Raw genomic sequence first — 21146 nt, 5'->3', positions numbered from 1 at the left:
GGGGGGATAAATGATGGTGAAATATACGAAACATGCGAAGAAAAATGTCGTGATAAGATTGATTCCGCCCGTGGCGGGAGTTTTATTACTGGCATTTATTTTTTTGCTCACAACTTATATGGCGAAGCAGACGGTCAGTGGCGTGGCAGATGAGACGTTGCTATATGCACGTCAGACCTGTGAACGGTACGACAATTATGTGAGTGATGATAAGACGAAGGATCTGATCAATCTGCAGGAAAAGGCAATCTCGATTGCAATGTATGAGCAGTATGGAGTAACAATTCACAAGGACATTTTGGATGCGTATGTGGTGGATGGGAATCTCACCGGGGTTGTCGTGACAGACAAAGCGGGGAATTGCGTTCTTTCCAGTGGAGAAGATGCACAGATCCTATTTGAGAAGGAACTGAAGGATGATTCTGTATCGCAGATTCTGGAGCATCCGGAAAAATCTTATATGGAGCGGCTGCAGATAGGAGAAAAGACATATGATTTTGCAGTCGTCGCAAGAGAGGGTGTGACCGGATTGATCCTCTGTTATCATGAGGTGGAACTCCGCCCAATGGGCGTGAATGAAATCTCCCTTGATACAATGCTTTCCGGACATCAGTTTAAGATGGATGGTATGGTAGTTATCACGAATGGTGAAATCGTGTTGAATACAAATGAGAACCATGTGCAGGGGCAATCCGTGGTTGGATGTCCGATTGACATCACAGATGATACGGCATGGAGGGAAGGCAGGATTACAAAATTAAAATATAACGGGAAACGTTGGTACGGAAGGCAGATGCGATATAAGCAGTATAGATTGTATGTGGTATATCCTTCGAGTCAGGTGTTTGCAACACGAACGACGATTCTGGCGTTTAGTACAGCCGTTTATATCTTTTTCCTGCTGGTTCTTACGTTTTTGCGAAACCGGTCGGCACAGAATACGATGCGGGAGATGCAGAAGCAGTTTCGGATTATCAATGCGGTCGGAAGTATTTATAAACTGAATCTTCTGATCCACCTGGATACGGGAGAGTGGGAAGCCATCAAAATGCCAGGCGAAGTCGGCGCGGTGCTGCAGAAACAGGCAACTGCAAAAGTTATGCTGGAAAGCTACATTCAGAATTTCGTGGGACAGGCGTATAGGGGCGCTTATCAAAAATTTGTCAATCTGTCAGACCTGGATGAGCGTCTGAAGGGAGAATCCTATATTACATTTGTCTCAGAGAATGATTTTGGAATTTGTGCCTGTTCGATTTTGACACCACAATGCTGGGATGCAAAGGGACATGTGACCTCGGTTGTGTTTGCTGTGCGGGATGTGACAGCAGATATTCAGAAAATGAAACAGAAACAAATGGGTGCACTTGCTTAGTGCACCCATTTGTTTTGAAATAGTATCTTATCGTCCCGTGGAACCAAAACCACCGGCACCGCGTTCGGTTTCTTCTAATTCGTCAACCACTGCGAAATCACCAACAATATATGGTGTGATGACAAGCTGTGCGATACGCTCCTTTGGCTCAATCGTCTGTGGCTCGTTGCTGTGATTGTGTAGAGCAACCATGAACTCACCGCGGTAATCGGAATCGACAACACCGACTTTATTTGCAGGAGCCAGATGACGTTTGGCAGCCAGTCCGCTTCTGGCATAGACAAGTCCGGCATAACCTTCTGGAATCTCCATGGCAAGTCCGGTATGAACCATCACCGTCTCATGTGGTGCAATCGTAAGTGGCGCATCGATACATGCGTACAAATCGGCACCGGCAGCGTTGGTAGAACCGTAGGTTGGCAGTACTGCGTTTTCGTCTAATTTCTTAACATTTACCTGCATATGGGTAATCATTTGTAAAATTCCTCCTCCAGACAAACTTTGTTTTCTGCAAGCGAACGCTTGACGTTGATGATTCTCTGGTTGGAGGAGCCGCGGAAGCGGAGGGACAAATCTTTCTTATCCATTTCGAATTCCCCGTCGACCAGTATATCGATGTAGCGGAGCAATTCACGTGTCTCCGGCCACATCACCATCATTTTTCCCTGTATATCTTTTTCAAAATCATAGCCTGTGTAGCACCACACATCTTTCTGTGGGTACAGAGACTTAAACCGTCGAAGCAAAGGCAGCAGTCCCTGCTGGTTGACATATTCGAAAGGTTCCCCGCCGAGTAGCGACAGTCCCTTGATATAGTCTGGTTTCAGATAATCCAAGATCTGCTCAATCTCCGCTTCTGTAAATGGTTTTCCGTAGTTGAAATCCCATGTTTCTTCGTTAAAACAGCCCTTGCAGTGATGGGAACAGCCGGACACGAACAGGGAAACCCGCACGCCGAGTCCGTTTGCCACATCAATGCGCTTGATATCCGCATAATTCATATCTATTTTTTAACCTCGACTTTACAGATGTAATACACGTGCTTTGATCTCTTTCGTCTTGCCGACATTCCAGAAATTCTCGCCGAGGTAGCCGCAGGTACGACGTGTCACATTCATCTTGGAGTGATCCTTGTTGCCGCACTGTGGACATTCCCACTCGTTGTCGTCGTTGATCATGATTTCTCCATCGTAATCACAGACATGGCAGTAATCGGATTTCGTGTTGAACTCTGCATACTGAATGTTGTCGTAGATGAAACGCACGATCTCTTCGAGTGCCTCTAAGTTGTGGCGCATGTTTGGAATCTCCACATAAGAGATCGCACCACCAGAGGAAATGGTCTGGAACTGGCTTTCAAAACGGAACTTGCTGAATGCGTCGATCTTCTCGCGGACATCCACATGATAAGAGTTCGTATAATAGCCCTTGTCTGTGACGTCTTCAATCGTGCCGAAACGCTCCTGGTCGATTCTTGCGAAACGATAGCAGAGGCTTTCTGCCGGTGTGCCATACAGACCGAAACCAAGACCGGTTTCTTCCTTCCATGTATCACAAGCCTTGCGCAGACGGTTCATAACACGAAGGGCAAATTCCTCACCTTCCGGTTCGGTGTGGCTCTTGCCAGTCATAAGCTTTGTTACCTCGTACAGGCCGATATAACCAAGGGAGATTGTAGAGTATCCATCCTTCAATAATGGATCAATCTTTTCACCTTTTTTCAGACGGGCAATCGCACCGTACTGCCAGTGTACCGGACTGACATCCGAGGTAACACCAAGCAGTGCATTATGTCTGCACATCAAAGCTTCGTAGCACAGATCCAGACGCTCGTCGAGCATGCTCCAGAACTTTTCCTCATTGCCCTTTGCCAGAATACCAATCTGTGGAAGGTTCAGGGATACAACACCCTGGTTGAAACGTCCTTCCCATTTATAATTTCCGTTCTCATCCTTCCATGGAGAGAGGAACGAACGGCATCCCATACAGGAGAATACATTGCCTTCGTAGTTTTCACGCATCTTTTTCGCAGAGATGTAATCTGGATAGAGGCGCTTGGCTGAACATTTGACCGCCAGTTTCGTAATATAGTCATATTTTCCGCCCTTTAAGCAGTTGTGCTCATCCAATACATAAATAAGCTTCGGGAATGCAGGTGTCACATACACACCCTTCTCGTTTTTGATGCCCTCGAGACGTTGACGGAGAATCTCCTCCACGATGATTGCATTTTCCTCGATATACTCGTCGTTTGGATCGAGATTCAGGAACAATGTCACGAATGGGGACTGTCCATTGGTTGTCATCAATGTATTGATCTGGTACTGGATTGTCTGGACACCGGAACGAAGCTCGTCCTGCAGGCGGTCCTGTGCCATCTGCTCCAGGATTGCATCGTCAATCTTATCTCCGAATTCCTCAACCAGTTTGTTCTTATATTTGTTGTAGCTCTTGCGCAGATATTTGCCGAGATGACGGATATCTACAGACTGTCCGCCGTACTGGCTGCTGGCAACCGAGGAAATAATCTGTGTCATAACCGTACAGGCTACCTGAAAGCTCTTTGGGCTCTCAATCAATTTTCCGTTCATTACAGTCCCATTATCAAGCATATCGCCGATATTGATCAGACAGCAGTTGAAGATTGGCTGTAAGAAATAATCCGCATCGTGGAAATGCAGTACGCCCTCATCATGTGCCTTAGAAATCTTCTCTGGCAGCAGAACACGACGTGTCAGATCCTTGGATACCTCACCGGCGATCAGGTCACGCTGGGTAGAGGCAACCGTTGCGTTCTTGTTTGAATTTTCTTCCATAACATCTTTGTTACGGTTTTTAATCAGACTTAAAATAGAATCGTCCGTTGTATTTGCCTTACGGACAAGCTCGCGGGTATAACGATAAATAATGTAAGTCTTGGCAAGTACAAACTTGCCGTCCGCCATCAGCTTCTGCTCGATGATATCCTGGATATCCTCCACCAGCATACGTGGGCGGTTCTTGCTTTCAATCCCCTGAACAATCTCCTCAATTTTTTCATCGGTTACTTTTTCACCTGGTTCAACCTCAGCATTTGCCTTTTTGATGGCAGTGATGATCTTGCTGCGGTCATAGGTCACTGTATGACCATCTCGTTTGATAACTTTCATAAACCCTCTCCTAAAACTATCTGTCAGTGTATTTCTTTGGTATCCAAATAAAAAACGTGAATACGGTTTCACATTATATCATCTGACTTGTGGTTTGTAAACATGAAAACACTAAATCTAGTATGAAAAAAATGCACAAAAACTAGATGTTGCGATTTTTTGGACTCCTAAAATGCCGAAAAACCGCGTATTCAAGCCATTTTTGTGCCTTATACATGCCGGAAAAAATGTGTATGCCCTGTGATTTCTTTGTGAAATATGAAAATTGCCTTTTCATTTTCCTTAAAATATGGTATAAATGCTAGGGATTTAAGTTTTTAAGTCTTATATTTTTAGGTAGAATCAGAAGGGATATGTATTATGAAGAAGTTTAAAACACTTGGGTATGTACTGAGTCTTGCGCTTGGGATGACAATGCTTACCGGATGTGGAAAGAAGGTAGATGGCGTTGACCAGCAGAGTATGATTGACAAATATGCAGCGTATTGTGACCTGCCAGACTATAAGGGACTGGAATATGAAGAGACAAAATCGACCGTGACAGATGCGGATGTAAAAACAAAGATTGATTCCCTGTTGCAACAGTATGCAACGAAGACACAGGTAAAGGAAGGAACCGTCAAGGAAGGCGATAATGTCAATATTGATTTCGTTGGCAGTATCGATGGCGAGGAATTCGAAGGTGGTAATTCAAATGGCTCTGGTTATGACCTGACACTTGGAAGTGGATCCATGATTCCGGGCTTTGAGGATGGTATCATAGGACATAAGGTTGGTGAGACGTTCAACATCAAGGCAACGTTCCCGGAGAATTATGGTAAGGATGAGCTGAACGGAAAGGAAGCAGATTTTAAGATTACGATCAACTACATTACAGAGACACAGCTTCCGGAGTACAACGATGCATTTGTTGCTTCTTATACAGATGCAACAACAATTCTGGAATATGAGGATTCCGTCAGAAAAGATCTGGTTGAGCAGTATGACAAGTCGGATAAGAGTGCCAATGAGAGCGCAGTTATGCAGGTGCTTGTAGAGAAGACTACTTATAACGAGTATCCAGAGCAGGAAATGCAGGATCTGATCGATAAGAGTATTTCTCAGCAGGAGCAGGCAGCTTCCCAGTATGGCTATTCACTTGGCGATTATGTAACAGCCAGATATGGTTTCCAGAGTGAGTCTGATTTCCGTGAGTATGTACAGGGACTGGCTGAGGATTACATGAAGGAAAAGATTGCGGTATGTGCAGTTGCAAAGGATGCCGGAATCACCGTTGATAAGGCAGAGGTTGATGACTACAAGAAGACAATCATGGATTATTATGGTTACGATGATGAGTCCAGCCTTGAAGAGAATTATACTTCTGAGGATCTTGTTTATTATGCACTGGCTCAGAAGGTCGTTGATTACCTGTTAGAGAATGGCAAGGGTGTACAGGCAACCGCCAGTGATGCAACCGTTGAGACACCGGCTGCAACTGGCAGTGATGCCTCTGCAACGGACGCAGAATAATTAAAAATGAAAAAGCGTTTCGATTTTATCAATTTTCCTGTTGACATTTGCGGATAGAAATGATATGATACGAAACGCAGTACGCGGAAGTGGCGGAATTGGCAGACGCGCAGGCTTCAGGTGCCTGTGGTAGCAATACCGTGTGGGTTCAAGTCCCATCTTCCGCATCAAAAGGGATAGGCAATCGCCTATCCCTTTTTTGATGCGGAAGATGGCTGCAGAAGAGGTTTAGAAAACAGCTTGCCCATATAGGATAAGTTTGGTAAAATAGTAAGTACTATGGGAAAAACGATATCTTCAAAATTTCACAGGATGCGTGCGGAAGATCTGAAGCGACAGGTGGAACTCAGTAAAAGAAAAGCCGAATTTAAAATTCCACCATTTGTTGTGAAGCAGTTTGACATTGACGAGTTGCACGAGGAGGGACGGTTATGCTATCGGCTCGTGCCCAAACAGGGATTTAATGGGACTTACATTATGTATCTGTATTCCAGTAAGCTGTGTTTCCGGATGAACCCTGCAGAATGGATGTTCCTTGCGAAGACAGCACTTGCGTGTCATGCGGGAATTTTCCTGCCGATGTATCCGCTTGCACCGGAGCATTGTTGCCGGGAAGTTTTTCAGATGCTGGAACCGGCGTATGCGAACTGTACGAAAGGACAGGACGTGGAACGCGTGGTGCTTATGGGCTGTGGCGCTGGCGGTGGTCTGGCATTGTCGCTTGCGATGGCGGCATGGCGGGAAGGCTTGCGCAAACCGGATCAGTTGTATCTGCTGTCGCCGATGATGGATACCGAGTTTTTTGATAAGAGCTTAGAGCAGGAACTGATCGAGAATTCCAAGCAAGCAAAGTGGACATTTTATAATGAGCATGTCAAAGAGTTCCTGAACTCCTATTGGGTGCGTGATTATGCGGTAAAGACGGAGTATACCAGTCCATACTATGGAGATATGACCGATATCTGTGACGATGTTGTGCTGTTTTCCGGGGTGCAGGATTTGTATCACTGCTATGCGCGGGAGTTTTATAAGAAAGCGAAGAAGGCTGGCGTGAATATCCGGTTCTTTGAATTTGAAGATGAAGCGGAAGATTTCATGATCTACGATAAGACAAAGGAGTACAAGAAAGCACAGGGCTTTTTGATCGACTGTATCAACGGAACATTTGATACGTCGCTGCGTGCGATCTATCCTTTGAAAATGATGTCAGACTGGTCTAAGAAATATCCAGAATATTTCAAGGATGACTGGGCGTCTAAGTTTATATATGACCATAAATTTGATTTTACCAGACTGAATCCACATATCAGTGAATACCAGAATATCCGCATGGCAGCGGATGCGAGTGCCTGCGATACGCTGGTGCGCCGGTTTACGGAGGAATTCCCTTGTGGAACGGTTGTACATATGGCATGCCGGCTGGACAATATGTTTGGCAGAGTAGATAATGGAAGAATTCAGTGGTATAGCGTAGATTCTCATAATATCATGTCAGTCCGGCGGGCGATGTATGGCGTGCGCGAGCGGGAGAAGACGATTGGACGGCGCCTGATGGATTTTTCGTGGTTAGACGAGATCCGGTGTAAACAGAATCAGGGTGTCATGTTCGTGTGTGACGATGGATTTTCATACTTGAATAAGAATGAGGTGCGCGACCTGATTGCGAAGATACGGGCGTTGTTCCCAGGTTCCCATCTGGTATTCACTGCATCATCCACATTGGCGAATGCGACGGCGAACACATGGAAACATAGTCAGACCGTACAAAAACGGAAAAAACGGAAGTTTTCAGTAAACAATGCTGCGCAGATGTTTGGTGCATGGCGGCCAGATTACCACATTATCGACGAACAGCCGATTTTTCGATATCTGGAGATACCAAAGAAGCTGGGCTGGGTTACAAAATTAATGTGCCGTTACAATCTGATTGGTTATAACCACAGAATCATACATGTCAAGCTTGGCAGTGAAGAATATAAGATCAATTACAAATATTAAGGCTGTCCGTGCAGAAACCGGACAGCCTTTTTCTTTTTGAAACGGAACGTATAGTAATGGATGAATTGGGAAAGGAGAAGGAATGTTAGAGGCAGAAAATCTGGTAAAACAGTTTGAAAAGAATGAGAAGAAGCATAAGAAGGTATTATTTTCAGCGGTCGATCATGTAAGTCTGCACATAAAGGAGGGCGAGATCGTCGGGGTATTAGGTCCAAATGGCGCAGGAAAGACGACGCTGCTGCGGATGCTTGGCTGTCTGATGCAGCCGACGGAGGGTGTAGTCCGATATACCGATGGCGACCGGATTATCACTGATCAGACAGAGATCAAACGGCAGATTGGCTATCTGTCGGGCAATACGAAGCTGTATGGCAGACTTTCCACGCGGGAGCTGCTGACGATTGCCGGGAACATCTACGGATTGCCGGAGAATGTGATTCATGCGCGGATTGAAGAGATTGCACAGATTTTGTCGCTGGAGGATTTTATCGACAACCGGATCGAGAAGTTGTCTACCGGACAGACACAGCGGGCTTCTATTTCCCGGTGCCTGATCCACAGTCCGAAACTCTATATTTTTGATGAGCCAACTCTGGGACTCGATATTGTGAGCAGCAGTGCGATTGTTGATTTCATGCGGGCGGAGAAGGAGCGCGGAAAGGCAGTGCTTTATTCCACACATTACATGGAGGAAGCGGAACTTCTGTGTGACCGGATTTTGATGCTGGCGCATGGACGTGTAATTGCAGAGGGGACTCTGCCGGAGATCTATGCACAGACAGAAACAACGAATCTACGGGATGCATTTAAAAAGCTGATACCTGCAGGAAAGGAGGAAATGTCATGAATTTCAAGGTGATCAAACAACTGTATAAGAAAGAAATATTAGACGTCCTCCGGGATAAAAAGACGATCATTATGATGGTGATCGTGCCACTTTTGATCTATCCGCTGATGTTTGTTGGCGGTATGGTCATGATGTCAAAAGTGACAACACAGATGGATACACAGACATATGAAATTGCGGTTGATTTTATGGATACGAATCCGGAGCTCGTCGAGATGTTTCTGCATCCGGATGATGACACGCTGCATTTCAAGCTGTGCGATCTGAATGTTATGGATGCAGATATTTCGATGATCCTGCGGGGAGAAAAGATCAATGCGATCGTATATGAAAATGAAGATGGAACCGGATATAATATCGCGTATCTGTCCTCGGTTACGAATTCCAGCTATGCGGAACAGAAGGTGCGTCAGGTACTCTCAGCGTATTCGGATTCCCTGACGAATCAGAGTCTGGAGGCGGCAGGATTAGACCCGGATACGGTGTTACATCCATTTGAGGTAGAGGACGACGACCGCGCGAGTACTGAGGAGACGACCGGAAGTCTGCTCGGTGTGATCGTGCCATTTATGCTTGTTGTGAGTCTTCTGATGGGAACGATGTACCCGGCGATCGACACGACAGCCGGAGAGCGGGAGCGCGGAACGCTTGAGACGATATTGACGCTGCCGGTCACGAATCAGGAACTGATCTTCAGTAAGTTCCTGACCGTTGGAACGATTGGCGTGGCATCTGCTTTGTTAAATGTCCTTTCAATGGGTGGAATTGGTGTATATCTGTACAAACTGGCGGCACAGACGACCAGTATGGTTTCGAAAATACAGGTGTCAAAATTCGTTCCGGCAATCTTAGTCTGCTGCCTGTGTATTCTTGCCTTTGCGGTCTTGATCAGTGCGCTCTCTATGTGCTTTTGCGTATTTGCAAAGACCTATAAGGAGGCAAATAATTATATTACGCCGCTTATGCTGCTTGTGATGTTTGCATCATTTATTGGGTTTATGCCAAATGTCACACTTACCCGGAATATGGCACTTGTTCCGGTTGCCAATATCTGTCTGCTGATCCGGGATCTGCTGGCGTTTAAGTTCAGTTTTTCATCGATTACGATTGTGCTGTTCAGCAATGTAGCATACGGAATTATTGCAGTGCTTGTGCTTGGAAAGCTCTACAACAGTGAAGCGATTTTGTTTGGCGATGGAACTGGAAATGTACAGATCTTTGAACGTCGAAGCAATATGATCAAGGGTGGCGTACCATCGGTTGGAGATGTCTGTCTGGTACTGCCGGTCGTGCTCGTGCTGATGATCTATGCCGGTGGTTTTGCCAGTGCGAAGAGTATGCTTGTTGGATTGCTTGTCACACAGGGCATTGTCGGTGGTGTTCCGCTTCTGACTGCGTGGTATACAAAGAAGGATATGCGAAAGACATTTCGTATCCGGCTTTGTCGTCCGGGATTTCTGCTTGGCGGACTTGTGCTGATGATGGGAACGATTCTGGTAGGTATGCTCCTGACGAGTATCACAAGCATGTTGTTCCCGGAGAGTGCGGAGAGTATGACAGGATCTATGGAAGCGATCTATTCATATGGATATGGTGTCTGCCTGCTGCTGATTGCCCTGCTTCCGGCGGTGTGCGAGGAGCTTTTATTCCGTGGATTTTTATTATCTTCGCTGGAACATACGATGAAGAAACGGGCGGCAATCCTGACGGCGGCAATCGTGTTTGGACTGTATCATATGAATCTGGTGCAGACACCGACGACAGCACTGATCGGTATGGCACTCTGCTATGTGGCGGTGCAGTCGGAAAGCCTGCTGCCGGGAATGCTGATGCACTTTTTCAACAATGCATTGTCTGTGACAGCCGCATTTTATCCGAAACAGGTCGCACGTGTCCTGCCGATTTTTTCGGAGAATGGCGTGCCGGCCCTGGTGCTGATTGTCGGCGGAGTCGGGTTGTGCGTGCTTGGCGTATATATAATAAAACGCTCGAAAAATAAGGCGTTTCCGGTTGAGTCAGATGCCCGTTTGTGATATGATAGAAAGTAGGTTAAGAAAGGTTCACCAAAGAGTATGGAACAGCAGAAAAAAAGAGATTATGAGATATACTGGCCACATGTGATACTGGTTGGAGCCATTGCACTCGTGCTTGTCCTGATCGGTGTAGTCATAGGTGTCAATATCGGAAAAAGCAAGAAATATAAGCCGGTTCCTGTGACGGGACAAGGGTATACATGGACATTGCAGCCGGGCGCAGAAGCGCAGATGATCTATACGAACTTCTGGCAGTTTGCGAAAGCCAGTTATGTGTTGGTTGGCGATATTCCGAATTGTGAATTTTATAAGATTGTAAAGGAAGTGCCGCGCAACGATTTCCAGACAGATAATTTCTACATGGAGGACGGCGATAGCACGATCATGGCATACCATGCCGGAGATGGCAGCCGGTTGTCTGAACTTGCTGTGGATGTGTCTTCCTATCAGGCAGAACTGGATTGGGATGCGTTGAAGCAGGCAGGCGTTACAATCGCATTTATCCGGGTTGGATACCGGGGCTATGGCTCGGAAGGCAAACTGGTGGCAGATGAGATGTTTCAGACGCATATTGAGGGCGCCAAAGCAGCCGGAATCAAGGTCGGAATTTATTTTTACAGCCAGGCGATCAGCTACGAGGAAGGTGTGGAGGAAGCACAGTTTGCGCTGAATCTGGCATCTGCATATACGCTCGATATGCCGGTTGTGATTGATACAGAGGAGGTCTATGCGGACGGAGCGAGAACCGCTGACCTCTCTAATGATGCACGGACGGATAGCGTTGTCGGATTCTGCGAGACCGTGAAGAGCGCAGGCTACACACCGATGATCTATTCGAACCGGAACTGGTTTGTACAGAAGCTGGATATGACAAGACTGGGAGATTATAAGCTGTGGCTGGCACATTATGCGAATCAGCCGGATTTCCCATATCTGTATTCTGGCTGGCAGTATACAGGAACTGGCACGATCGCAGGAATCGGACAGGAACTGGATTTGAATGTATGGATGGAAGGTAGTGTTTATTAGGAACGGGGAGTGCCTATGTTGAATTGGGATCTGGCATATGACTATGCGGCGATTTATCTGCTGCTTATTATAATCATATGGTATTTTCATGAAAAAAGAATACCGCTTGCGAGTCACCGGACATTTTTAGTGGCACTTGCCGCAGTCTTTGTCTCAACGGGACTGGAGATCGTCAGCACGAAGCTGGCACAAATGTCCGGCACGGAAGGAAATGCTGGATTCTGGGTGACAAGCACCTTGCAGCATCTGGCACTGAATGCGCTTCCACTGCTGTTTGCATACTACGTGCTGCAGATCGTACATATCAATGCAAAGCAGATGCTGCATGCCAAATGGATGCTGGCATTGTGTGGCGTGGTTGATGTGGCTGCACTGGTGACGAATCCATATACCCATTGGGTATACGAGGCGGAAGGCTGGCAGTATACCTATGACTATGGAGTGCTGGTGCTGATCACGGCTGCGATAGCTGCAATTGTGGCAAGCTCGGTCGTGGCATTGCACCGGGTGAATCATACATTGTTTGCCAAGGCAATGGTTGTACTGTTTCATATGCTGCTTGTTGTGTTAGCGGTCTTTTTGCAGTTAAAAACACATGTATTGCTGTTGAATTTTGTGACAGCAACGGTCTGTCTGACGATTTATTATTATCTGCAGAATCCAAATGCGGTCATTGATACGGTGACAAAGCAGTTTAACCGGCGTTTTTTTGGCGAATATCTGCACACCTTTTTTATTAACGAAAAACCATTTGGAATCGTAGTCGTTGCGATGGATGATTTCAAGTTTATCAATAAGACCTATGGCGTTGAAAATGGAGATAATCTGCTTCGGCAGATCGGCGCTTTCATGGAGACGCTTCCATTTGCCAAGACGGTGTTCCGTCTGGGCGCAGACCAGTTCTGTATCGTGTTATACAAGGATCTGGATCAGATTGACGCGGTGGCACAGACGGTACATGAGCGGTTCCGCCATCCGTGGTACAGTGAGAATCAGGCAGGCATTATGATGTCTGCATCCATCTGTTGTGTGAATTGTCCGACAGATGCGTCTGCATATGGACAGCTGGTCGAGGTTATGGATTACTCTATGTCAATGGCGAAGCGGTTGCAGAAGGGTAGAATCACGTATGCAAAGGATTACGATTTAGGCAAGATCAAACAGGACAAAGCGTTTGAAAAGGCGGTCAAGCAGGCACTCGACCGGGATGAGCTGATGGTATATTATCAGCCGATCTTCTCGGTGGAGAAGGGCGTTTATAACTCCGCTGAAGCACTGGTACGCTTGCATGATGAAGAACTTGGCTGGATATCACCGGAGGATTTCATCCCGATCGCGGAGCGGAACGGTATGATTATTGAGATGGGAGAAGTGATTCTGGATAAGGTGTGCCGGTTTATTCATGATTTCAAGCTGGCGCAGACGACGGTAGAGTACATCGAGGTCAATATCAGTCCGGTGCAGCTGATGCAGCAGCATTTTTCAGACCGGGTAAAACAGATCATGGAAAAATACGATGTGCGTCCGAATCAGATTAACATTGAGATTACGGAGACTGCGACCATCAGTATGGCGGATACGGTCAATGCAAATATCATGGATCTCGTACAGTATGGAATTAAATTCTCTCTGGATGATTACGGCTCTGGCTATGCCAATATTGATTATATCAACCATATGCCATTTTCAATCATCAAACTGGATAAGTATATTATCTGGGATGCATTTAAGAGCACGAAAGCTGGAATTACGTTGAAGCATACGATTGGTATGCTGAATGAATTAGAGTTACATATCGTGGCAGAGGGCGTGGAGACCGCGGAGATGCGCGATCACCTTGCCGACATTGGCTGCCATTTTATGCAGGGGTGGTATTACAGTAAGGCTGTATCCGATCAGGATTTCATCCGTTTGATCGAGATGCAGTAGTTTACATGTTCCACAGACCGTAAGCTGGGATATTCAGGGTGTCTCCATCGAGAGACACCTGATTGAAGCTTACTTTCACTGCAATGTTTGTATTTGAATTTTTACTTCGGAATGTCTTAATATTCTGTGCCTTTGAATTCGGGACGAAACGGATATCGACCGGAACCGGGGCATCTTCTCCTTCATAGACAAACGGAACGCGCGCGGTTGCGCCGGATACCCAATAGTACAGATACGGAATCTTGGAGCTTAACTCCTGGAAGATAAACTGCTCTGCAATCGCACCACATTTTTCTGCCAGGATATCGTTCACATCAATCTCCTCATTCATAGGAAGTCCATAAGCGGCACGGAGCAGGCCGTGATCGATGAAGAACAGCTCAAAGGATTTGTAATCAACATGCTCTTCCAAAGGAAGGTTTCCAGATGTCAGACGTGGCAGTTTCCGGGCGATTCCGAGGTTGCATAATGCCTGTGCTGCTTCGGCGTATTCCCGGCTGCGTGCATTGGAATCGACGGACTTGTACATGAATTTCTTGTTCTCGCGGGCAAGCTGCTCCGGGATACTCCGGAAGATGCGCTTGCATCGCTGGTAGAGTGCGACCGGGTAAGTCTGTTTCATAAGCTGGACATAGTCTTCCAACAGTGCCTCCTGCATCGGACGGATGATGGACAGATCCCGGTTCTTCAGATACGCATGGACTACGCCCGGCATACCGCCAACTAACAGGTATTCCCGGAGCATAGAGGTGATTGCGCCGATTTCAAGATTGGTAAGCGGCGTGTCCTTATGCTTTGAAATTGCATCTATGAAAGGATGTGCCTTGCTTGCAATCATATATTCTTCAAAGGTCATCGGACGCATGCGGAAGATCTCAAAAACGTCCGGGTGACTGTATTCAAACTCTGTAAATTCCATCGAGGATGCGATCAGACAGATGGTGTAATCTGGATGATTCTTGCGGAAAGCATAGAAAAATTCCGCGCAGTCCGGCACTGCCTGTACCTCGTCAAAGATAAAAATACAATCTGATGCGTCTCCAAACGGAAAACGTTGAGACAGCAGCAGATCCAGATTGGAATCGCCGGCGATGGCATCCTGACAGGCAGAATCTTCTGCCAGATTGATATAGCATTGCTGCTTGAAAAAGGCTGTGGCAAAATCGCGAACCGCCCATGTTTTACCGACACCCTTTGCGCCCTTTACATATAAGATTTTGCGCTTTGTCTGGTCGTACCAGTTAGCAAAGTCGTTGATGATATTCCGATACATCTGTGCATACACCCCTTTGCGTATTATATGAAAATATTTTAGTCAATAATATAGGGAGTGTCAACAAGAATTAGGTTGTTTCTACCAATTAAAAATGCTATAATAAATCGTAATTATTGTATGAGTAGAAGGAGACAGATGCGTGAAAAATAAGTGGAATAAAAATATTCTTCAACTTGGGGTTATGCTTGCACTTGCTGGCTGTGCATGTATTTTGTTTGCAGAAGTCATAAAGCAGTGGAAGTCTATTTTCGGATTTCTCGGGAATGTTGTCTCTGCGATGACACCGATCATTATCGGACTTGTGATCGCATTTATGTTGAATCCAATCATGATCTATATCCGGCGTGGGCTTTCCTTTTTGATCTGTAAGATTAAGAAAGAAGCGGAATACGATAGGGTTTATAAGAAGGTGAAGGTTCCGGCTTTGATTCTGACGGTGCTTTTGTTCCTTGGATTGCTGGTTGGATTGTTGTGGCTGGTAATCCCACGTGTGTATGAGAGTCTGACAGATCTTGTGAACAGCACAGAGGATTATATCAATTCAGCTGAGGCGTGGATCAAAAAAGTATTTGCACAGAATCAGATGATTGAGGATAAGTTGTCACAGGTGCTTGATTATGCAGAAAATAATGTGTTTACGATTCTGAAGGATAAGATCATGCCGAACCTCGACACAATCGTGAAAACGCTTTCTTCCGGCGTGGTTGTCGGAATCAAGGCAGTCATGAATTTCCTGATCGGTCTGATCGTTATGATCTATCTGCTGATGAGCAAGGATGTGCTGCTGGCGCAGTGCAAGAAAGTGATCTATTGTCTGTTCTCCAAGAAGACAGGTAACAAGATCATGGAAGGATGCTCGTATGCAAATGTCGTGTTCGGCGGATTTATCAATGGTAAGATCTTAGATTCCTGTATCATTGGAATCATATGCTTTATATTTACTTCAGCCGTACACATGCGGTATGCGGTGCTGATCAGTGTGGTTGTCGGTGTGACAAATATCATTCCATTCTTCGGACCGTTTATCGGAGCGGTACCGGGTGCGTTGTTAGCACTGATGGATGATCCAATCATGTTCGTGGTATTTATCATCTGGATCATTGTATTGCAGCAGTTTGATGGCAATATCTTAGGACCATTGATCTTAGGCGATGCAACCGGAATCTCCGGTATCTGGGTATTGCTTGCAATCTTAGTGGGTGGTGATCTGTTCGGCGTGGCAGGTATGATCTTAGGTGTTCCGGTATTTGCGTGTCTGTATGCATTTTTCGCAGTACAGCTCCGGGACAAGCTGCGTGCGAAAGATTTATCTTCAGCCACAGGCGATTATATCCGCTTGAAGAAATTCGACGAGGAGACTGGAGAGCCGATTTACCAGGAGCGCCACGATGAGCGAAAGACATTGAGGGAAAGCCGGATGAAGCAGGTGTTCCGCCGCTGGATGGAGAAGATGCATCTGAAAAAGCATGAAAATGCGACGAAGGAAGCAGAGAAAAAAGAAACAGAGAAAGACGAGAAATAAAGGGTTACAAACATAGAGAGACAAGGAGGAGCGAGTATGGCAAAAGGTAGTTATGCAACAAAGCAGATCTTAAACTGGATGGAGTATTTTTCAAAAGAGATGCAGGTAAGTCCGGAGAAGATCAAACTTCTGGATATTTGTGGAAAACAGAAAAATGTAATACCGACCGTGGAAGGACACAAACGTGTGCTGATTTTTGCAGATGAATCCCATGAGGATCTGTTCTATGATTTCTGGGAGGCAGGCTTTGGCGATTATGATATGTGGTATGCGGTTGGCATCGAGGAAGAAGGACAGGTAAAACATGTCAAGATCAAAGAGGTGATCAACCGAAAGATCACAGGCCCGACAGTAATCTTCATTCTGAATGAGAAGACAAGAGAATCGTACCGGATCGGTATGCGCAACGAGATGTTCTCGAAGGGACCGATCAAGTATGTTGGCAAGGAAATCCGTGCCGTCATCATGAGTCTGCTCGGTGTGGATTCGCAGGATACGATCTGTTTAGTTGATGCAGAGAGTATCGCAATCGAGGCAGCTTTTGTGGCAAGTGATGGCGCAATCATCTGTGTGGAGAATGATAAGGGCGCCAAGGATACGATGGAGGATAATGTGAAGCAGTTTGGCGTGCACAACGTCCAGATTATCCCAGACTTATCCGAGGGATCTATGGCGAAGATTCCAACACCAAGACTTTCCTTTATCGTTGCGAACAAGCATCTCGAAGAAGATATTCAGAGACTGCTGAAGAAGAATCCGAAGATGCAGTTTGTCATCTATACATTGGAGTTAAATATCCTGTCTGGCATCAAGCCACTCTTTGATAAGTACGGTATCTCAAATATGGAGGTATTGCAGATCAATGTGGCAAAGACAAACAAAGATAGTATGTTTGTAAATCAACCAGCCCCTTGGCTGATTACCGGAGAGGTGTTATAATGGCAATCGAAAATTTACCGAAGGATCCGATGATGCTCTTAAGCTTTGTGAATACGAGACTGCGTGATGACGGCATCAATCTGGACAGCTTTTGTTTACAATTCCGGACTGCAAGAGAAGATCTCGAGCAAAAACTTGCGGCTGTGGATTATAAATATGATGATAAATTAAACCGTTTTGTATAAGAGGCGGATTTAGTAAAAGGAGACATTATGAGACACAATTTCAAAGTAATCGAGAAAAAATGGCAGAAAAAATGGGAAGATGCCAAGGTGTTTGAAGCACAGGACTTCTCAGACAAGAAGAAATTCTACGGATTAGTAGAGTTCCCTTATCCAAGTGGAGCGGGTATGCATGTAGGACATATCAAGGCTTATTCCAGTGTAGAAGTCGTATCCAGAAAGCGTCGTATGGAGGGTTACAACGTATTGTTCCCAATCGGATTCGATGCATTTGGTCTGCCAACAGAGAACTATGCAATCAAGACAGGTACCCATCCGCGTCAGATCACAGATCAGAATATCGCGCGATTTACCGAGCAGTTGAAGCGGGTTGGATTCTCGTTTGACTGGAGCCGTGTGATCGATACAACCGATGAGAAGTTCTACAAGTGGACACAGTGGATTTTCCTGAAGATGTTCGAGAAGGGACTTGTATTCCGTGATACAGCACTCGTTAACTATTGTCCAAGCTGTAAGGTTGTTCTTTCCAACGAGGACAGTCAGGGAGGTAAGTGTGATATCTGCCACAGCGAGGTTGTACAGAAGTCGAAGACGGTTTGGTATCTGAAGATTACAGAATATGCAGATAAGCTTCTGCAGGGTCTGAAGGATGTCGACTATCCTGCAAATGTAAAGCAGCAGCAGGAAAACTGGATTGGTAAGTCTACTGGTGCATTTGTAAACTTCGATGTCGATGGAACAGATGAGAAGCTTCAGATTTATACAACAAGACCAGATACATTGTTCGGTGTAACTTTCATGGTTATCGCACCGGAGCATCCGCTGATCGATAAATATGCTGACAAGATTACAAATATGGATGCCATCAAGGCATACCGTACGGAATGCCAGAAGAAGACCGAGTTCGAGCGTACACAGCTTGTCAAGGATAAGACAGGTGTGAAGATCGAAGGTCTTATGGGTATCAACCCGATGAACGGCAAGAAGATTCCGATCTTCATTGCTGACTACGTTATGATGGGATATGGTACTGGTGCGATCATGGCAGTACCGGCTCATGACCAGCGTGACTATGATTTTGCAAAGGCATTTGGCATTGATATCATTCAGGTTATCAAGGGTGGCGATATCTCGAAGGAAGCTTATACGGGTGACGGTGAGATGATCAACTCAGAGTTCCTGAATGGATTTACAAATAAGAAGGATTCTATCGCCCGCATGGTTGAGGAAATCAAGAAGATGGGTGTTGGCGAAGCAGGCGTACAGTTCAAGATGAAGGACTGGGCATTCAACCGTCAGAGATATTGGGGTGAGCCAATTCCTCTGGTACATTGTCCATCCTGTGGTGTCGTAGCCGTGCCATATGAGGAGCTTCCTCTGGAGCTTCCAGATGTGAAGAACTTCGAGCCGGGTGAGGACGGTGAGTCTCCACTGGCAAAGATTGATTCCTATGTAAACTGCAAGTGTCCGAAGTGTGGCGGTGATGCAAAGCGTGAGACGGATACTATGCCACAGTGGGCAGGATCATCATGGTATTTCCTGCGTTATATTGATCCAAACAACGATAAGGCATTTGCAGATCGTAAGAAGATCGACTACTGGATGCCGGTTGACTGGTACAACGGTGGTATGGAGCATGTAACTAGACATATGATCTACTCCAGATTCTGGCATCGTTTCCTGTATGACCTCGGCGAGGTAAATACACCGGAGCCATATGCAAAGCGTACGATTCAGGGACTGATCTTAGGACCAGATGGTGATAAGATGAGTAAGTCCAAGGGAAATGTTATCGATCCACTTGACATCGTAGAAGATTACGGCGCAGATACGCTCCGGACATATGTATTGTTCATGGGTGATTATGCAGCCGCAGCTCCTTGGAGTGACAGCTCTGTAAAGGGATGTAAGCGTTTCTTGGAGCGTGTAGCAGGTATGACAGATATGGTATCGGATGATCCTTCCACAGATGCTTTGGAGGTAAGCTTCCACAAGGCAATCAAGAAGGTAAGCAGTGATATCGAGGAAACAAAGTTCAATACAGCAATCGCAACCTTGATGGCACTGACCAATACTGTTTACAGTGCTGGTAAGCTGAGCAAAGAACAGCTTGAGATCTTCATCAAGCTTCTTTGCCCGTTTGCACCACATTTGACAGAAGAAATCTGGGAGTCTCTCGGACATGAAGATTTCTTGTCTGTCAGTGCATGGCCACAGTACGAGGAAGAAAAGACCGTTGATGCAACGATCGAGATCGGTGTACAGGTCAACGGTAAGGTAAGAGGAACGGTTCTTGTCGCAAAGGACGAGGATAAGGATGCCGTACTTGCCCGTGCAAAGGAGATTGTCGCTGATAAGCTGACTGGCAACATCGTAAAAGAAATTTACGTACCGGGTAAGATCGTAAATATTGTATGTAAGTAATATTTGCTGAAGAAATAGAAAGAAAACGGTTGCCTGACATTGTTTTTGTACCGTGTCAGGCAGCCGTTTTTTGTTACAGGAAAAAAGATTTGATCATCTGGAATTTCTGACGCTCCGCCGGAGACATGCTTTCTTCCATCGCTTCGAGAAGCAACGCGGATTCTTCTTTCGTGAAACTTAAGTTCCGGCGTTTTAATTCCTGATTGATCTGCAGGATCTGCGGCAGCAGCTCCTCGGCGGACTGGTATTTGCTCTGCTCCTTGATTTCGTTGATAATTCGTAATTTGGTTGGATGGATGTTTCGAAGTTTCGGGTTTTGTTCAAACATAGGAGAACCTTTCTATTTATTGGGAATTCAGGATATCCATGACGCTGGAATAAAGATCCTTGTGCCTGCCTGACTGGTTGTTGCAATTATGATCTGGATTTCTACCAATGTCCTGCCGCGGCGCATAGTCGGGTGGCGGAGGTGGTGCACCGCAGCCCGGTTGTGGCGGGAAATCACAGGGATTTCCACAATTATTATTTGGTGGCGACCCCTGTGATCCAGAATCATTCATCGCCTGCATGACCTGCATCATTTTGAGCATCTGCTGCATGTTCTTGATATTGCCTGCAAAATCGCCCGGCAGGAAACGGCACATGCATTCCATCATTTCTTCGGAACTTTCCGGGTGACAGTCGAACCCGCAGGAGGCAACATAGTCCGGGTGGTCGAAGCATTGCATCAGGGCGCGGATTTCCTGATATTTGATTAAGAGGATCAACGGTTTTTTGTAGGCATAGTCCACAAAAGGAATCATGGCTTCCAAGAAAAACAGGGAGTCGTCATGGATCAGTTGATCGAGCGGATGATTATGCAGCATGGCGGATGCTCTGAAATCTTGTTAGTCTAATATATGTGCGACTCTGTAAAAATATGAGCCGGAGGAAG

General features: G+C 46.0%; 17 protein-coding genes and 1 tRNA gene. 12 read left to right on the top strand and 6 right to left on the bottom strand.

Annotation, left to right across the window (positions count from 1 at the left end; translation table 11 throughout):
- Positions 1-10: 10 nt before the first annotated feature.
- Complete coding sequence (locus tag H9Q76_RS11770) at positions 11-1372, top strand: hypothetical protein (RefSeq protein ID WP_249321149.1); 1362 nt, start codon at positions 11-13, stop codon at positions 1370-1372.
- 27 nt (positions 1373-1399) lie between these two features.
- Here the strand turns inward: H9Q76_RS11770 and dut are convergent, their stop codons facing one another.
- The 3 genes from dut to nrdD are packed head-to-tail and all read right to left on the bottom strand — an operon-like array spanning position 1400 to position 4521.
- Positions 1400-1846, bottom strand: coding sequence for a dUTP diphosphatase (gene dut / locus H9Q76_RS11765; RefSeq protein WP_243023022.1), 447 nt, complete (start codon positions 1844-1846; stop codon positions 1400-1402).
- Complete coding sequence (gene nrdG / locus H9Q76_RS11760) at positions 1843-2373, bottom strand: anaerobic ribonucleoside-triphosphate reductase activating protein (RefSeq protein ID WP_117780105.1); 531 nt, start codon at positions 2371-2373, stop codon at positions 1843-1845. The genes dut and nrdG overlap by 4 nt, the downstream gene beginning before the upstream one ends.
- A gap of 21 nt (positions 2374-2394) precedes the next feature.
- Positions 2395-4521 carry an anaerobic ribonucleoside-triphosphate reductase gene (gene nrdD / locus H9Q76_RS11755; protein ID WP_021986224.1) on the bottom strand — a complete coding sequence of 709 codons (2127 nt, stop codon included), beginning with the start codon at positions 4519-4521 and terminating at the stop codon, positions 2395-2397.
- A 360-nt stretch (positions 4522-4881) separates the two neighbouring features.
- Between nrdD and tig the strand changes: the two genes are divergently transcribed.
- The 7 genes from tig to H9Q76_RS11720 all read left to right on the top strand — a co-directional run bounded on the left by tig (position 4882) and on the right by H9Q76_RS11720 (position 13869).
- A complete protein-coding gene (gene tig, locus H9Q76_RS11750) occupies positions 4882-6033 on the top strand; it encodes a trigger factor (protein WP_118546222.1) in 1152 nt (383 codons plus the stop codon).
- Between the two features lie 83 nt (positions 6034-6116).
- Positions 6117-6200, top strand: a tRNA-Leu gene (locus tag H9Q76_RS11745).
- A 112-nt stretch (positions 6201-6312) separates the two neighbouring features.
- A complete protein-coding gene (locus H9Q76_RS11740; RefSeq protein ID WP_118546220.1) occupies positions 6313-8031 on the top strand; it encodes an alpha/beta hydrolase fold domain-containing protein in 1719 nt (572 codons plus the stop codon).
- 82 nt (positions 8032-8113) lie between these two features.
- Positions 8114-8878, top strand: a complete 765-nt coding sequence (locus H9Q76_RS11735; protein ID WP_021986221.1) for an ABC transporter ATP-binding protein — start codon at positions 8114-8116, stop codon at positions 8876-8878.
- Positions 8875-10911, top strand: coding sequence for an ABC transporter permease subunit/CPBP intramembrane protease (locus tag H9Q76_RS11730; RefSeq protein ID WP_118546218.1), 2037 nt, complete (start codon positions 8875-8877; stop codon positions 10909-10911). The genes H9Q76_RS11735 and H9Q76_RS11730 overlap by 4 nt, the downstream gene beginning before the upstream one ends.
- 39 nt (positions 10912-10950) lie before the next feature.
- A complete protein-coding gene (locus H9Q76_RS11725; RefSeq protein WP_118546216.1) occupies positions 10951-11940 on the top strand; it encodes a glycoside hydrolase family 25 protein in 990 nt (329 codons plus the stop codon).
- Positions 11941-11955: 15 nt separating this feature from the next.
- On the top strand, positions 11956-13869 hold the full coding sequence (locus tag H9Q76_RS11720) for a GGDEF and EAL domain-containing protein (protein ID WP_249321147.1): 1914 nt from the start codon (positions 11956-11958) through the stop codon (positions 13867-13869).
- A gap of 1 nt (position 13870) precedes the next feature.
- Here the strand turns inward: H9Q76_RS11720 and H9Q76_RS11715 are convergent, their stop codons facing one another.
- A complete protein-coding gene (locus H9Q76_RS11715) occupies positions 13871-15142 on the bottom strand; it encodes an ATP-binding protein (protein ID WP_118546212.1) in 1272 nt (423 codons plus the stop codon).
- 142 nt (positions 15143-15284) lie between these two features.
- Between H9Q76_RS11715 and H9Q76_RS11710 the strand changes: the two genes are divergently transcribed.
- Genes H9Q76_RS11710 through leuS form a run of 4 tightly spaced genes read left to right on the top strand, consistent with a single transcriptional unit; the run spans position 15285 to position 20212 of the window.
- A complete protein-coding gene (locus H9Q76_RS11710) occupies positions 15285-16667 on the top strand; it encodes an AI-2E family transporter (protein ID WP_118373999.1) in 1383 nt (460 codons plus the stop codon).
- Positions 16668-16703: 36 nt separating this feature from the next.
- On the top strand, positions 16704-17606 hold the full coding sequence (locus tag H9Q76_RS11705; protein ID WP_021986215.1) for a hypothetical protein: 903 nt from the start codon (positions 16704-16706) through the stop codon (positions 17604-17606).
- Positions 17606-17791 (top strand): DUF4250 domain-containing protein, encoded by a 186-nt coding sequence (locus H9Q76_RS11700; protein WP_021986214.1) that lies wholly within the window; start codon positions 17606-17608, stop codon positions 17789-17791. The genes H9Q76_RS11705 and H9Q76_RS11700 overlap by 1 nt, the downstream gene beginning before the upstream one ends.
- 27 nt (positions 17792-17818) lie before the next feature.
- Positions 17819-20212 (top strand): leucine--tRNA ligase, encoded by a 2394-nt coding sequence (leuS, locus tag H9Q76_RS11695; RefSeq protein ID WP_021986213.1) that lies wholly within the window; start codon positions 17819-17821, stop codon positions 20210-20212.
- A gap of 73 nt (positions 20213-20285) precedes the next feature.
- On the opposite strand, the gene H9Q76_RS11690 is transcribed toward leuS, so the two are convergent.
- Both H9Q76_RS11690 and H9Q76_RS11685 read right to left on the bottom strand, forming a co-directional pair.
- Entirely contained in the window at positions 20286-20540 is a 255-nt protein-coding gene (locus tag H9Q76_RS11690; protein ID WP_021986212.1) for a hypothetical protein, read from the bottom strand.
- A gap of 16 nt (positions 20541-20556) precedes the next feature.
- Entirely contained in the window at positions 20557-21078 is a 522-nt protein-coding gene (locus H9Q76_RS11685; RefSeq protein ID WP_021986211.1) for a hypothetical protein, read from the bottom strand.
- Positions 21079-21146 lie beyond the last annotated feature (68 nt).

This window comes from Wujia chipingensis (assembly GCF_014337155.1).
GTDB classification, from domain to species: Bacteria; Bacillota; Clostridia; order Lachnospirales; family Lachnospiraceae; genus Coprococcus_C; species Coprococcus_C hominis.
This window is presented reverse-complemented; position numbering and strand designations above follow the sequence as displayed.

What these genes read in the sequence shown, in the direction of transcription:
- H9Q76_RS11770 (WP_249321149.1), top strand. Translation starts at nt 11, where the DNA reads ATGATGGTGAAATATACGAAACATGCGAAGAAAAATGTCGTGATAAGA.
- dut (WP_243023022.1), bottom strand. Translation starts at nt 1,846, where the DNA reads ATGATTACCCATATGCAGGTAAATGTTAAGAAATTAGACGAAAACGCA.
- nrdG (WP_117780105.1), bottom strand. Translation starts at nt 2,373, where the DNA reads ATGAATTATGCGGATATCAAGCGCATTGATGTGGCAAACGGACTCGGC.
- nrdD (WP_021986224.1), bottom strand. Translation starts at nt 4,521, where the DNA reads ATGAAAGTTATCAAACGAGATGGTCATACAGTGACCTATGACCGCAGC.
- tig (WP_118546222.1), top strand. Translation starts at nt 4,882, where the DNA reads ATGAAGAAGTTTAAAACACTTGGGTATGTACTGAGTCTTGCGCTTGGG.
- H9Q76_RS11740 (WP_118546220.1), top strand. Translation starts at nt 6,313, where the DNA reads ATGGGAAAAACGATATCTTCAAAATTTCACAGGATGCGTGCGGAAGAT.
- H9Q76_RS11735 (WP_021986221.1), top strand. Translation starts at nt 8,114, where the DNA reads ATGTTAGAGGCAGAAAATCTGGTAAAACAGTTTGAAAAGAATGAGAAG.
- H9Q76_RS11730 (WP_118546218.1), top strand. Translation starts at nt 8,875, where the DNA reads ATGAATTTCAAGGTGATCAAACAACTGTATAAGAAAGAAATATTAGAC.
- H9Q76_RS11725 (WP_118546216.1), top strand. Translation starts at nt 10,951, where the DNA reads ATGGAACAGCAGAAAAAAAGAGATTATGAGATATACTGGCCACATGTG.
- H9Q76_RS11720 (WP_249321147.1), top strand. Translation starts at nt 11,956, where the DNA reads ATGTTGAATTGGGATCTGGCATATGACTATGCGGCGATTTATCTGCTG.
- H9Q76_RS11715 (WP_118546212.1), bottom strand. Translation starts at nt 15,142, where the DNA reads ATGTATCGGAATATCATCAACGACTTTGCTAACTGGTACGACCAGACA.
- H9Q76_RS11705 (WP_021986215.1), top strand. Translation starts at nt 16,704, where the DNA reads ATGGCAAAAGGTAGTTATGCAACAAAGCAGATCTTAAACTGGATGGAG.
- H9Q76_RS11700 (WP_021986214.1), top strand. Translation starts at nt 17,606, where the DNA reads ATGGCAATCGAAAATTTACCGAAGGATCCGATGATGCTCTTAAGCTTT.
- leuS (WP_021986213.1), top strand. Translation starts at nt 17,819, where the DNA reads ATGAGACACAATTTCAAAGTAATCGAGAAAAAATGGCAGAAAAAATGG.
- H9Q76_RS11690 (WP_021986212.1), bottom strand. Translation starts at nt 20,540, where the DNA reads ATGTTTGAACAAAACCCGAAACTTCGAAACATCCATCCAACCAAATTA.
- H9Q76_RS11685 (WP_021986211.1), bottom strand. Translation starts at nt 21,078, where the DNA reads ATGCTGCATAATCATCCGCTCGATCAACTGATCCATGACGACTCCCTG.